This window comes from Pseudoalteromonas sp. SWN166, assembly GCF_015864485.1.
Taxonomy (GTDB): domain Bacteria; phylum Pseudomonadota; class Gammaproteobacteria; order Enterobacterales; family Alteromonadaceae; genus Pseudoalteromonas.
In genome coordinates this window covers 142,704-156,313 of the sequence record NZ_JADYXB010000003.1, presented here as the reverse complement: position 1 = coordinate 156,313, position 13,610 = coordinate 142,704, and the positions used below count along the sequence as shown (strand labels likewise).

16 protein-coding genes are annotated in these 13,610 nt (G+C 38.5%); 13 read left to right on the top strand and 3 right to left on the bottom strand.

Going from position 1 to position 13,610, the window contains the following annotated elements; genetic code table 11:
• Positions 1-51: 51 nt before the first annotated feature.
• Positions 52-198, top strand: coding sequence for a hypothetical protein (locus tag I6F49_RS03080; RefSeq protein WP_166419993.1), 147 nt, complete (start codon positions 52-54; stop codon positions 196-198).
• Between the two features lie 203 nt (positions 199-401).
• Here the strand turns inward: I6F49_RS03080 and I6F49_RS03075 are convergent, their stop codons facing one another.
• Positions 402-647, bottom strand: a complete 246-nt coding sequence (locus tag I6F49_RS03075) for a hypothetical protein (protein ID WP_007376914.1) — start codon at positions 645-647, stop codon at positions 402-404.
• A 106-nt stretch (positions 648-753) separates the two neighbouring features.
• Entirely contained in the window at positions 754-1,197 is a 444-nt protein-coding gene (locus tag I6F49_RS03070) for a hypothetical protein (protein ID WP_197178310.1), read from the bottom strand.
• A gap of 113 nt (positions 1,198-1,310) precedes the next feature.
• Here I6F49_RS03070 and I6F49_RS03065 point away from each other — a divergent pair, with 113 nt between their 5' ends.
• On the top strand, positions 1,311-1,694 hold the full coding sequence (locus tag I6F49_RS03065) for a response regulator (RefSeq protein ID WP_166419995.1): 384 nt from the start codon (positions 1,311-1,313) through the stop codon (positions 1,692-1,694).
• A gap of 80 nt (positions 1,695-1,774) precedes the next feature.
• On the opposite strand, the gene rpsT is transcribed toward I6F49_RS03065, so the two are convergent.
• Entirely contained in the window at positions 1,775-2,035 is a 261-nt protein-coding gene (gene rpsT / locus I6F49_RS03060; RefSeq protein ID WP_002958225.1) for a 30S ribosomal protein S20, read from the bottom strand.
• 295 nt (positions 2,036-2,330) lie between these two features.
• On the opposite strand from rpsT, the gene murJ reads away from it, so the two are divergent.
• From murJ to I6F49_RS03005, 11 genes are all read left to right on the top strand, one after another.
• Positions 2,331-3,869, top strand: a complete 1,539-nt coding sequence (murJ, locus tag I6F49_RS03055; protein WP_442961241.1) for a murein biosynthesis integral membrane protein MurJ — start codon at positions 2,331-2,333, stop codon at positions 3,867-3,869.
• A gap of 84 nt (positions 3,870-3,953) precedes the next feature.
• Positions 3,954-4,904, top strand: a complete 951-nt coding sequence (gene ribF, locus I6F49_RS03050) for a bifunctional riboflavin kinase/FAD synthetase (RefSeq protein WP_197178309.1) — start codon at positions 3,954-3,956, stop codon at positions 4,902-4,904.
• A gap of 5 nt (positions 4,905-4,909) precedes the next feature.
• A complete protein-coding gene (gene ileS / locus I6F49_RS03045) occupies positions 4,910-7,738 on the top strand; it encodes an isoleucine--tRNA ligase (protein ID WP_197178307.1) in 2,829 nt (942 codons plus the stop codon).
• 12 nt (positions 7,739-7,750) lie between these two features.
• Positions 7,751-8,251 (top strand): signal peptidase II, encoded by a 501-nt coding sequence (lspA, locus tag I6F49_RS03040; protein ID WP_197178298.1) that lies wholly within the window; start codon positions 7,751-7,753, stop codon positions 8,249-8,251.
• Positions 8,248-8,688 carry an FKBP-type peptidyl-prolyl cis-trans isomerase gene (gene fkpB / locus I6F49_RS03035; protein WP_197178297.1) on the top strand — a complete coding sequence of 147 codons (441 nt, stop codon included), beginning with the start codon at positions 8,248-8,250 and terminating at the stop codon, positions 8,686-8,688. Before lspA ends, fkpB begins: the two co-directional genes overlap by 4 nt.
• Positions 8,688-9,617, top strand: coding sequence for a 4-hydroxy-3-methylbut-2-enyl diphosphate reductase (gene ispH / locus I6F49_RS03030; protein WP_197178295.1), 930 nt, complete (start codon positions 8,688-8,690; stop codon positions 9,615-9,617). The genes fkpB and ispH overlap by 1 nt, the downstream gene beginning before the upstream one ends.
• 28 nt (positions 9,618-9,645) lie before the next feature.
• A complete protein-coding gene (locus I6F49_RS03025) occupies positions 9,646-10,680 on the top strand; it encodes a sensor histidine kinase (RefSeq protein ID WP_197178293.1) in 1,035 nt (344 codons plus the stop codon).
• The gene (locus I6F49_RS03020; RefSeq protein WP_197178291.1) at positions 10,677-11,378 is read left to right on the top strand and encodes a LytR/AlgR family response regulator transcription factor; all 702 of its coding nucleotides are present in this window, start codon (positions 10,677-10,679) and stop codon (positions 11,376-11,378) included. The genes I6F49_RS03025 and I6F49_RS03020 overlap by 4 nt, the downstream gene beginning before the upstream one ends.
• A gap of 183 nt (positions 11,379-11,561) precedes the next feature.
• Positions 11,562-12,122: a type IV pilus modification protein PilV gene (gene pilV, locus I6F49_RS03015; protein WP_197178288.1), complete on the top strand. Its 561-nt coding sequence runs from the start codon at positions 11,562-11,564 to the stop codon at positions 12,120-12,122.
• 1 nt (position 12,123) lies between these two features.
• Positions 12,124-13,119 carry a PilW family protein gene (locus I6F49_RS03010; RefSeq protein ID WP_197178286.1) on the top strand — a complete coding sequence of 332 codons (996 nt, stop codon included), beginning with the start codon at positions 12,124-12,126 and terminating at the stop codon, positions 13,117-13,119.
• Positions 13,107-13,610, top strand: coding sequence for a pilus assembly protein PilX (locus I6F49_RS03005; RefSeq protein WP_197178284.1), 504 nt, complete (start codon positions 13,107-13,109; stop codon positions 13,608-13,610). The genes I6F49_RS03010 and I6F49_RS03005 overlap by 13 nt, the downstream gene beginning before the upstream one ends.

The window sequence follows — 13,610 nt, the reverse complement described above, 5'->3', positions numbered from 1 at the left end:
TTTATTAGTGTGAATGGTATTCTCACTAATAAAAAATATAAAGAGTGTGTTATGAAATCGAGTCAAAGTGGCGCTAAATTAAGTCTAGTTATTATTTCAATTATTGTACTAGGTGTTTCTGCTTGGTTTAATCAGGCTAACGCTGAAGATAGTCCTTCTAAAATACAAACCCAAAGTGAGTTAACAATAACGGATTAACTTCGCTTATTATGTATTTCTTGATGTTTTTGTTTCTTCTTATTATTTTTAACAGTCAATAAATAGCATCAACCCAGCTGTGGTGCTTTAGTGCTATTTTAAATTCTACTTGTTATCTAGCTCAAAGTGCTTTCCAGAATTTTTAAATTATTAACAAAAAAGCCCAGCATTGCTGGGCTATTAAAAATTCTAGGGAAAAGTTGTTAACTTTGGGTTACGTTAAATTGCCCAAATGTATAAACTTTAAACAAGTAAAAAGTATTGATCAATACCAAACTCATATTTGAAATAACACTCGACGACATAAGATCTAAGCTAAATGATAGGAATAGTAAACCACATGCACTAATAGCGGCAACTCGCAGCAGTGTTATCTGGTTAATAAAGAATGCACCTAAACCTAGTGCAAGTAGTATCGTGTTTAAAAGCCAATCTAGCTCGTTTAGCATGGTCGTTTCAATAGTTCAGTTGTTGAAAAAAGGAGCGCCATTATGTTGATCTTTTGCACACCTTTCAACCAAGTAATTTTAAATTTTCAGATTAGTTTTTTTAATGCTAAAAGTAGCTGCCTATTGCTGAAAATAAACCATTATCAGCAATTACTTGATACTTTTGGCAGCTCTCTGGTTTTTGTAAATCACTGCATAAATAAAGGGAATTACGGCTAGAGTTATAGGTTGGATGTAAATTTGAATCAATTAAAGTAGCCCCTTTACCAAAGAGTCCAGGCCAGTAAACACTTTCACTTACCATCCCTAATTTTTTATAGGTGAGCAAGGTTGGTTTTGGAAAGGCTAAAATTATTACAGCAACGACAGCGAGTGATATAAATAATCCCTTTTTTGACTTTGATTTTTGGTTTGTATCATTCTTTTTTTTGGTATTTAGCTCTGTAGCTACAGGACGCTGAGTAGGGCGCTGTGGTTTTCTTTTTTGCGCTGTTTTTTTTCTTGCGGGTGTTTTACCTAGCAACGACTGTTTATTTGGTGTTTTAGACATAAAGCAAATCTGGCCTTTTTTCCGTAGGTCTCTATAATTAAATGAGTAAATTTATATACTAAGCTAATTAATATGATAACTTAAAGTTAGCTTATAGCCTACGAGGAATAAAGATGAATACGCAGCTATCAATTTTAATTGTAGATGACGTTAGCACAGTGCGTAGCTTTTTGAGCCAAACGCTCATGCACTTAGGGATAGAGAACGTAAAGGAAGCATCTACTGCCTCACAATGTATTAGTGAGTGCCAAGCTGCAAATTATAATATTATTTTTTTAGACATTGAATTGCCGGACGGCGATGGTAAAGATTTGATTGCACAAATCAATGAATTAAGTCCAGAAACAAACGTGGTGATGGTATCGGCACACTCAGGTATTGAAAATGTTAAGGATGCAATTGATAAAGGCGCTAAGGGGTTTGTAGTAAAGCCATTTACACCTAAAAAGATAGCAGCAATGCTTAAGAAATTTTATCCAAATCTAGAAAATGTCTAATAGAGTTTAAAATATATAATTAAATTTAGAGTAAAAAAAAACCGGCAAAAGCCGGTTTTTTATATTCTATCAAAAACAAATTATAGAGCTTTAATCTTAGCTGCTATACGGCTCTTATGACGAGCTGCTTTGTTTTTGTGAATTAGACCCTTAGTTGCGTAACGGTCTAGGATAGGTGTAGCAACAGAAAAAGCTTGCTGTGCAGCTTCTTTATCGCCCGCTTCAATAGCAACAATTACTTTTTTGAAGTAAGTGCGCATCATTGAACGACGGCTTGCGTTGTGCTGACGGTTTTTTTCGCTTGTGATAGCGCGTTTTTTTGCAGACTTGATGTTAGCCAAGGTTTGCTCCTAACAATCTTAAAATAAAGCTTAAATTAAAGGCCGTGGAATATGCCTGTTTCTATCATGGATGTCAATTTAAATTTAACAATCCAAGAAAAACTGCACCATATAACGAGCATCAATTTGCCGCTTTAGCAGTTAATACCGACATTGTAACAAAGCACAGACCCTCAGCCTAGTGCTTTAAAGCGATTTATAAAAAAGACTGTGGCATAATTGCCTATCTTGAGGATTTTTGAGTAGGTTTAAGGTGTCAAAAGGTTTATTTCGCTCCGGTATGATTGTTAGTTGTATGACTATGATATCGCGTATTTTAGGGCTCGTTCGAGATGCTGTTGTTGCTAATTTATTAGGTGCAAGTGCTGCGGCTGATGTTTTTTTGTTTGCTAACCGTATTCCTAATTTTTTACGTCGTTTATTTGCAGAAGGTGCCTTCGCGCAAGCATTTGTCCCTGTACTGAGTGAAATTAAAGAGCAGGAAGGTGACGACAAAGTCAGGCTTTTTGTTGCACAGGCTGCAGGTACATTAGGCACTATTTTATTAATAGTCACTATAATAGGTGTTGTTGCATCTCCCGTTATTGCAGCGTTGTTTGGTACAGGTTGGTTTATAGATTGGTGGCAGGGCGGGCCTAATGCCGAAAAATTTGAACTTGCAAGCTCACTGCTTAAATTTACATTCCCTTATTTGTTTTTTGTAAGCCTAGTGGCACTTAGTGGTGCGGTAATGAACGTGTATAACCGTTTTGCTGTTGCTGCATTTACACCTGTTTTACTCAATGTTTCTATTATTACATGTGCAATTTTTTTACATGATAGATTTAGTGTGGGTGCTTATTCTCTCGCAATTGGGGTGTTTATTGGTGGCGTTGTACAGTTGTTGTTTCAACTTCCATTCTTATATCGTGCAAAAATGTTGGCGCGTCCGCGCTGGGCATGGCAAGACGAAAACGTGAAAAAAGTACGCAAACTTATGCTACCAGCTTTATTTGGCGTATCTATCAGCCAAATTAACTTATTGCTTGATACCATGATTGCATCACTATTGATGACGGGCTCAATCGCATGGCTTTATTATTCAGACCGTTTAATAGAATTTCCGTTGGGTTTATTTGGTATTGGTATTGCGACAGTTATTTTACCGGCGCTCTCTAAGTTACATAGCAGTAAAAAAAGTAGCGACTTTCAGCATACTCTCGATTGGGGGGTGCGTTTTGTAATATTCTTAGGTCTGCCGGCGATGATTGGTTTAATGATCATCAGCCCGCTTATTATTACCGTGTTGTTTGACCACGGTGCGTTTAAAGAAGACAGTGTTGATCATGTTAAAGCAGTTAGTTTAGGCGTAGTTGCATATTCGGTAGGCCTTGTGAGCTTTATGCTCATTAAAGTACTCGCTCCTGGCTTTTATGCTCGTCAAGACACAAAAACGCCTGTGCGTATTGGTATTATTACCTTAGTGTTAAATATGGTGTTTAACATTATGCTTGCGCCTTTTATAGGTTATTTAGGATTAGCACTCGCTACTTCACTATCGGCTAGTTGTAATGCGTTTTTATTATACAGGCAGCTTAAAAAAGAAAATGTATACCAGTTTTCATCAATGAGCATGCGCTTTACACTTAAATGTGTTGTTGCAAGTATCGTTATGGGAGCTGTTACATGGTTTGTGAGTAGTTACTACTATTGGGCTACATGGGCCTTTACACAGCAAGTAATATTATTAATAGCATTAGTCGCTTTGGCAGGTATTAGTTACTTTGCAATGCTATTTTTGATGGGTGTTAGACTAAATACGATAAAAAGTGTAGCAATTACTGAATCAAACTAAAAAAAAGATTATAATCGGCAACTCTGCGGCTTTAATAAAATTTTAGTCGTAATTAATAGCTCGCTAAACAAGGCATTAGGTGGCATGGAGTTAATTAGAGGTATACACAATATTCGCCCACACCATTTTGGTTGTGTGTTAACTATTGGTAATTTTGACGGTGTTCATTTAGGCCACGCAGAAGTATTAAAAGGTTTACTTATTGATGCTAAAGCACATAGTTTGCCTAGCACTGTAATGCTGTTTGAACCCCAGCCACAAGAGTTTTTTGCTAAGGATAATGCCCCTGCACGATTAACGCGCTTACGAGATAAGTTACGTTTATTAAGTGATGTAGGTATTGAGCGAGTTATTTGCATTAGCTTTAATCAGCAATTTGCAAACATGCATGCTGAGCAATTCGTTAATGAGATTTTGATTAAAAAGTTAGGTGTTAAAGCACTCACCGTTGGCGATGATTTTAAGTTTGGAAGGCAGCGCCAAGGTAACTTTGACTTACTTGCTAGCATGGGCAAGCAAGCGGGCATGGATGTAAAAAGCACCGCGAGTTTTCGTCAATTAAATGCTAGAGTAAGCAGCACTTTAATACGAGATGCTTTGGCATCTGGTGACTTGGCAAGTGCTAAAATAATGCTTGGTCACGATTATGCTATTTCTGGGCGTGTTATACATGGCTGGAAAAGAGGGCGTGAACTCGGTTTTAGAACGGCAAATATTGCCCTAAAACGCCAAGTGTGTCCTGTTAACGGAGTGTTTGCAGTGCAAGCAACGATTGCAGGAAAACAGATTTTTGGAGTTGCAAATGTAGGTAATAAGCCGACATTTAATGGAACTCGTGCATTGTTAGAAGTTCATCTTTTTGATTTTGCACAGGATATTTACGGACAATTTATGCATGTGGAGTTAATAAAAAAACTTCGCAATGAGAAAAAATTCGAGACATTAACACAATTAACGGCGCAAATAGCAACCGATGTTGCTGCCGCTAAGCAGTGTTTTGGTTTAAATCAGGTAGCCGATAGAGACGGAATGTAGGATAAATGAGCGACTATAAACATACTTTGAACTTACCGGAAACACCGTTTCCAATGCGTGGCAATTTGGCACAACGTGAACCAAAAATGCTTAAAGCATGGTATGAGGACGACCTGTACGGTCAAATTCGCAGCGCTAAGAAAGGTAAAAAGACCTTTATTTTGCATGACGGCCCTCCGTATGCAAATGGCGATATCCATTTAGGCCACTCAGTTAATAAAATATTAAAAGACATTATTGTTAAGTCTAAAACATTATCTGACTTTGATTCACCATTAGTGCCTGGTTGGGACTGTCATGGTTTACCAATTGAGTTAATGGTTGAGAAAAAAGTAGGTAAGCCGGGTGTAAAAGTAACGGCAGCAGAATTCCGCGAAAAGTGTCGTGCGTATGCTAAAAAGCAAGTTGAAGGCCAAAAAGTTGACTTTAAACGTTTAGGCGTATTTGCAGATTGGGATAAGCCTTACTTAACAATGAACTTTGACTTTGAAGCGAATGCAATTCGTGTGCTTGGTCGTATTATTGAAAAAGGTCACTTGCATAAAGGTGCTAAGCCTGTGCATTGGTGTACAGATTGTGGCTCTGCACTAGCAGAAGCTGAAGTTGAATACCAAGATAAGCAATCTCCAGCCATTGACGTACGTTTTATTTTTGATGATCAAGATGCTGTTGTGAGTGCATTTGATTTGGCAGATGGCCATAAAGGTAAAGGCAGTGTTGGTACTGTTATTTGGACAACGACACCATGGACGCTTCCAGCAAACCGTGCTGTTGCAGTACACGCTGATTTAGAATATGCACTAGTACAAGTTGAAGATAAAGGCGCAGAGCAACGTTTAATTTTAGGCTCTGAACTTGTTAAAGATGCAATGGACCGTTTTGGCTTTAATCATTTCCATGTATTAGGTTATGTAAAAGGTGCGGCACTTGAAAATTTACAAGTAGCCCATCCTTTTTACGACTTTAGCGTACCTGTTATTGTTGCAGAGCATGTAACAACTGATTCAGGTACTGGTGTTGTACATACAGCGCCAGGGCATGGTCAAGAAGATTTCGTGGCTGGTTTAAACTATAACCTTGAAGTAGCTAATCCTGTTGGTGCAAATGGTGTTTATTTACCAGATACCGAACTTTTTGCAGGTCAGCATGTATTTAAGGCGAATGCGAGCGTAATTGAAGTATTAAAAGAGCGCGGTGCACTTATGCATCATCATGCACTTACGCACAGTTACCCACATTGTTGGCGCCATAAAACACCAATTATTTTCCGTGCTACACCGCAATGGTTTGTAAGTATGGATCAGGCTAACTTGCGTCAAGATTCTTTAAAAGAAATTAAAAATACGCAGTGGTTACCTGAGTGGGGCGAAAGCCGCATTTCTAACATGGTTGAAAGCCGCCCAGATTGGTGTATTTCTCGCCAGCGTACTTGGGGTGTTCCAATTGCATTGTTTGCTGATAAAGACATTGGTGCGCTTCATCCAAATACTCAAGAACTCATTGAGCAAGCTGCACAGCTTGTTGAAAAATCAGGTATTCAGGCATGGTACGATTTAGACCCTGCTACATTACTTGGTGAAGAAGATGCCAAGCAATACATGAAAGTGCAAGATACGCTAGATGTATGGTTTGACTCAGGTGTTTCGCACGCGTGTGTTGTAGACGCACGTGAAGACTTGGTTGGTCCAGCTGATTTATACCTTGAAGGTTCTGATCAACACCGTGGTTGGTTTATGTCATCAATGATGACGTCAGTGGCTATTAATGGTCATGCACCATACCGCCAAGTATTGACGCATGGTTTTACTGTTGATGAAAACGGTCGGAAAATGTCTAAGTCACTAGGCAATGTTATTTCTCCACAAAATGTGATGAATAAACTAGGCGCCGACATTCTTCGTTTATGGGTTGCTTCTACCGATTACACAGCAGAAATGACTGTATCGGATGAGATATTTAAACGCTCTGCTGATCGTTACCGCCGAATTCGTAACACTAGCCGTTACTTACTAGCTAACCTAAATGGTTTTGATCCAAAAACTGATCAAGTTGCTGTTGATGATATGGTTGAGCTTGATAAGTGGATTGTGGGTCGTGCTGCTCAGTTGCAAGACGAAATTTTAGCCGCTTACGATAGCTACCAAATGCTATTAGTAACGCAAAAGCTAATGAACTTCTGTACGGGTGAGCTTGGTTCGTTTTACTTAGACGTAATTAAAGATCGTCAGTACACAGCTAAGAGCGACAGTCATGCACGTCGTTCTTGTCAAACAGCGCTTTATCATATTGCTGAAGCAATGACGCGCTGGATGGCTCCAATTATGAGCTTTACCGCACAAGAAATTTGGGAAGCGTTACCGGGCGAGCGTAGTGACTACGTATTTACGTCTGTTTGGTACGATGGCTTACAAGCGCCAACAAATAGCCAATTTAGCAACGATGACTGGTTAGAAATTTTAACAGTGCGCGACGAAGTAAACCGTTTATTAGAAGCCGCACGTAAAGAAGAAGTTATTGGTGCAACGCTTCAAGCTACGGTTAATTTATTTACGGGCAAAGAGCTTGCCGCTAAATTAAATGCGCTTGGTGATGAGCTACGTTTTGTATTATTAACATCAGCTGTAAATGTTACTGAAGTTGATAGTCAGCCAGCTGATACACAAGCTACCGAAATTGAAGGTTTGTTCATTAGTGTTGCTGCAACAGATGCTGCTAAATGTGAGCGTTGTTGGCATTACAGTGAAGATGTAGGTGTTAACCCTGCTCATCCTGAAATTTGTGGTCGTTGTGTAAGTAATGTTGATGGCGAAGGCGAAAAGCGTCAATTCGCTTAGGAGTTATTCTTAGTGAGCAAACTAGCCCAAAAAAGTGGTTTAGTGTGGCTTTGGTTGAGTCTATTACTTTTAGTAATAGACTTTGCCAGTAAAACACTTGTTGTAGGGACTATGGCTTATCAAGATTCGATAAACTTACTCCCTGTTTTTAGTATTACTTATGTGCATAACTATGGTGCTGCTTATAGCTTCTTAAGTGAAGCGGGTGGTTGGCAGCGCTGGTTTTTAAGCTTTATAGCCATTGCTATTAGTGCTTTGCTTGTGTGGTGGCTAAAACGCTTACCTGCAACAAATAAAGTATTATGCGGTGCTTATGCACTGGTACTTGCAGGCGCTATTGGTAATTTATACGATCGTATTGCGTATGGTTATGTAATCGACTTTATTCACGTATTTTATAAAGACTCACATTTTCCTGTGTTCAATATTGCCGATTGCGCTATTTGTATTGGCGCAGCATTATTGTTATTTGACGCCTTTACCGGCGAGAGTCCGAAGGAGCATAAAGCATGAGCCAAGCTGTAATTGGTGAAAACTCGCAAGTTATCTTCCATTTTTCTATTAAATTAGAAGATGGCTCTGCCGCTGATTCTACCAAGGTGCATAATAAGCCTGCTAAATTAACAATGGGCGATGGTAGCTTAACGGCAAACTTCGAAAAATGTTTATTAGGGCTAACTGCAGGCGAAAGTAAAACATTTGAACTTGCGCCTGAAGATGCGTTTGGTCAGCCAAATCCAGATAATATTTACTACGTTGACCGCAGTAAATTCGGCCCAGAAACACCAGCTAAAGTAGGTGCAATAATTGCGTTTACTCAACCTGATGGCACTGAGCTTCCTGGTTTAGTTCGCGAAGTGCAAGGTGAGTCGGTAACGATTGATTTTAACCATCCTTTATCTGGTCAGCGCTTAACGTTTGAAGTGGATATTATTGAGGTGGAAGGTTAATGGAAATATTACTAGCTAACCCACGAGGCTTTTGCGCTGGTGTTGACCGTGCTATTAGTATTGTTGAGCGCGCTTTAGATATTTTTGAAAAGCCAATTTATGTTCGCCACGAAGTAGTACATAACCGCTATGTAGTTGATGGACTTAAAAGTCGTGGTGCGGTTTTTGTAGAAGAGCTTGATCAGGTCCCTGACGACAGCATTGTTATTTTTAGTGCACATGGTGTTTCGCAAGCTGTTCGCAGTGAAGCAAAACGTCGTGATTTAAAAGTATTTGATGCAACGTGTCCGCTTGTAACTAAAGTACATATGGAAGTCACACGTGCGAGTCGTAAAGGTATTGAGTGTATTTTAATTGGTCATCATGGTCACCCTGAAGTAGAGGGAACAATGGGACAATATGATAACTCAGCCGGTGGCATTTACCTTGTTGAAACTGTTGATGATGTAATTGCACTTGATGTAAAAAATGCTGAAAACCTTTTTTACTGCAGCCAAACAACACTCTCTGTTGATGACACTGCTGATGTTATAGATGAACTGCGCAACAAGTTTCCATCAATTGATGGACCTCGCAAAGATGATATTTGTTATGCAACGCAAAATCGTCAGGACGCTGTTCGTGACCTAGCTGATAAAGTTGATGTGCTATTAGTTGTAGGGGCTAAAAACAGCTCTAATTCTAATCGCCTACGTGAACTTGCAGATAAAATGGGTACTGTAGCTTATTTAATTGATGACGCAACTGATGTGCAAGAGCAGTGGGTTTCAGGTTCTAAGTCAGTAGGTGTAACTGCGGGGGCATCTGCGCCAGAAGTACTTGTACAACAAGTTATAAGCCGATTAAAAGAGCTTGGTGGTACGCAGGTTGTTGAGAACCCGGGCGAAGCAGAAAATATAGTATTTGCTGTTCCAGTAGAGCTACGTTAATTTAAATTTAGATTATAGGAGAGTCGTTATGAGCAAGTCACTTAAAAATGATGGTTTGCTTTTTTCGGCTCTTTTTAATGAGCGAGGCGTATTAGCCACGCTTATCGTTTCTCAAGTAGTTGCTATTGTTTTAGCTTTTGCACCCAATGTAGAAGGAGATATTTGGTTACGACTTGGGATCATTAGTTTATTTTTACATTTAATTGTTTTAGTCGGCACCTCTTCTTTATATTTTTGTAGATCCTTTTTACAAAACCGTACTCAAGCTTTTCAGTTAAGTCTGTTTTTTTCCTCCTTTCTATTATCTACATGCATTTTTAGTATTCTATTTTCTCATTTTGCCTTTGATATAGATGATACAGATAACTTAATTTATTTTACACTTCGTAATTGTATTATAGTGGCTTTACTGGCGGCTTTATTCGTTCAATTTTTATTAATTCATTTTGAAAAAGAGCAGCAAACTAAAGCGCTTTCTCGAGCTGAACTTGATGCCCTACAAGCTAGAATACGTCCTCATTTTTTATATAATAGTTTAAACACTGCTGCAGAGCTTACTCATCATGATGCTGATGCGGCAGAGCAAGCCATTTTAGCATTAGCCGCCTTATCGCAGGCTGCAATGCACTCAGGAAAAAGCGTATTACTTGCGGATGAAATAACGCTGAGTAAGCAATATATCGCACTTGAAACGTGGCGTTTTGGTTATCGCTTAAGAGTTGATTGGCAAATCCCCAATGAGCTGCCAGCACTAAGTATTCCTTGCTTAACCCTGCAGCCATTAATTGAAAATGCGGTATGCCATGGCGTTGAAACAAGTGAGCATGGTGCTGAAATAAAAGTAGAGCTACATATCACTACCGGCTATATAACTATGATTGTTTCTAACCCTATAACAATTACTAATACTCAAACTAGGCCTAATAACGGAATGGCGCTTGAAAATATTCGCCAGCGATTAAATATTTACTATAAAAATAAAGCACAACTAACAATTACTACTAAGAATGATGTGTTTAGAGTTAAGGTCGTTATTCCTAAACTAATAGGGGGCAGTGTATGAATGTACTCATTGTTGATGACGAACCTCTGGCGAGATCTCGCTTAATCCGTTTGTTAGCACATGATAAAAGTATAGTTGTGCAAGGTGAGGCAAGTAATGGTAATGAAGCCTTAGCACTTGCTAAAAAGCAAACGCCCGATTTGATTTTTTTAGATGTTGATATGCCCGGTATGAATGGTTTACAAGTTGCTAATGAACTCAATAGTTTAACCCTACCGCCTGCAGTTGTTTTTATAACAGCGCACCCTGAGCATGCCTTCGATGCTTTACAGTTAAGTGCTGCAGGTTATTTAGTTAAACCTATTACAGAGCAATCATTACAAAAGGTACTTAAGCAAGTAGGGCGATTAAATAAAGTACATATTCAAAAGCAACAAAATGTAAAAGTATCTTATCAGTTAGCGGGTACTCTACGTAGTGTTGATATAAATGATGTTTTGTACTTTAGTGCAGAAGAAAAATACACCAAAATGATATTCTCGGGTGGAGAAGCTTTACTGGAGCAAAGCCTAAAACAATTAGAGTTACAATTTCCTACACATATTTTGCGAATTCATCGCAATACATTGGTTAATAAACAAAAAGTAATTGCTTTGCATTCAAAAGGGAATGGCAATCATATGATTGAGCTACAAGGGTGCAGTGAGTTATTGCCAGTGAGCCGCCGCGAGCTTAAATTAGTTAAAAATACGCTTTAGACTTATTTTGCAATTAGGTTGCCTTTGACTTAAATACATTTATGCTTAATTATTATGATTTTATTGAATGAACAGATTTAATTAACCGTTTATCAACAAATATAACCGCTCATCTTAGTCCTCATTGATTCCTCAAATAAATAGCATAAACTTAAAATCAGATAATTTTTATTTGGTTTTACTATGCAATCATCTCAAACAAAAATGCAAAGAGGCTTCACTCTGATTGAAGTGTTAATTGCATTTATTATTCTTAGTTTTGGCCTTTTAGGCGCAGTTGCCCTGCAAGCAAAAGCAAAGCAAGCAAGCTTTGATTCTATGCAGCGTGCTGCTGCAGTTGCACTTGGTAATGATATTGTGCAGCGTATCCGTGCTAACGATACCCCTCAAATAGCGGGACTGTACACACAAACATTTGATAGTGAAACTGCAACGACAACCTCGCAAACGTGCTTTACAAATACTTGTAGCGCAGCGCAAGTTGCGGCCTTAGATCTTGAGCAGTGGAAAAGAGCTATAAGAGCTCGAGAAAATACGGGATCTTTAGATGGTGCTACCGTATGTATTGCACCTACAGCAGTTGCTGGCTCGGGTGGTAAGGCATTTAATTTAGAAGTAATTGTTTCGTGGCAAGGTCGACAAGAGTTTAATGCAAATGATGCTACTGGCGCAATAAAGTGTGGAACGGCTGACAAAAATCGTCGCTTAGTTGTTTTAACTAGTTACATTTACCTTAGGAGCTAACATGAAGCAAAAAGGTTTTACACTTGTAGAAATGATGATTTCATTATTTATTGGTGGATTAATACTAGGTGGCGTTATGTTTACCTATATAGGAATGAAAGTAACCACTAAAGATACGATGACTATTGGTGAACTTCAAGAATCAGGGCGCCTTGCAATTAACATAATGCAACGTGATATTGAACAAATTGGCTTTTGGGGAACTTATTATGACGATTCGTTCACTGCAGTAAATACAGATACATTAGCAAACCCTGGAACAGACTGCTTTGAAGGGTTAAATAATGGGAGTTTTCCTGATTTTGCTACAGCTAGTAATTTTAGAACTATTTACGCAAAGGTTGCTGGAGAATCAAAAGAGCTTAACTGCCTAAATAATCCGATTAAAAGCACTGACATTATTCAATTAAAATTTTTACAAGGTAAGAGTTTAACAGTTAATACAGTAACTAATGAGACTCAAGCAGATGAAAATTACTTCATAGCTGAGCAAGAAAAAGCTCAGTTTTTTCGTGGAAAAGTTAACGCTGCGACTCTTAATGTTAATGCAACTGTTTGGCCTTACAGCCATCATGTTTATTATCTATCAGAACAAACTTATAAAGTTAATAATAAAAACTTAACTGTACCAGCATTAATGAGAAAGCGCCTGGTTGGTGGAAGCATCAACACAGAAACTATTATGGAAGGTGTTGAGAACATGCGGTTTGTTTTTGGTCTTGATACTAACAGTGATAATCGTGTAGATACCTACCGAAGTATTCAAGATATGAAGTATACAGATTGGGAAAATCGTAAAGGTATTTTAACTGTTCAGGTATTTTTATTAATACGCGCATTGCAGCCAGACCCAGGAGTTAAAATTAAAAACCAAACTTATACATTAGGCGAAGATGAAGATAAGCGTGTATTAACATTTACCGATAATTTCAGACGTACTGTATTTACTACTACTATTCGATTAAATAATGTTGGATCAAATTTATGGCGTATTTAAAAAAATCACAAAAAAAACAGCAAGGTGTAGTTCTAATTACAGCTTTAATAATGGTTATTGCTGTGACTGGTATTGCTGTGACACTTATGAGCAGTAGTAGTATTGATATTAAAATTACCAATGCAGCACAAGAGCGCGAAGTAGCCGAAAATGAACTCATTGGTGAAGTGCAGCGCATGATCTCTGATGAGGCAAATAAAGGGGCTAACAATCAGTTCTTCCTGACTCCAGATGAAGTAACTGCAATTGCGGATGGTGATGACAAAGGTATGGTGATTGCAAATCACGCAGATATGCAAAGCAAAATGACTAACCTTAACAAGGGGGCGTTAGATTTAGAGTGCCCTCGTCGTTTTAATTTTACGGCGGGTATATCGTGCAACATGCTACAAGTTGCTACAACTATAGAATATGGCTCTAAGAGTAAGCATGAACTAACTATTGTTACAGGTATAGCACAAGAAATGGCCAGCGTAAGCAAGGGGATTTAA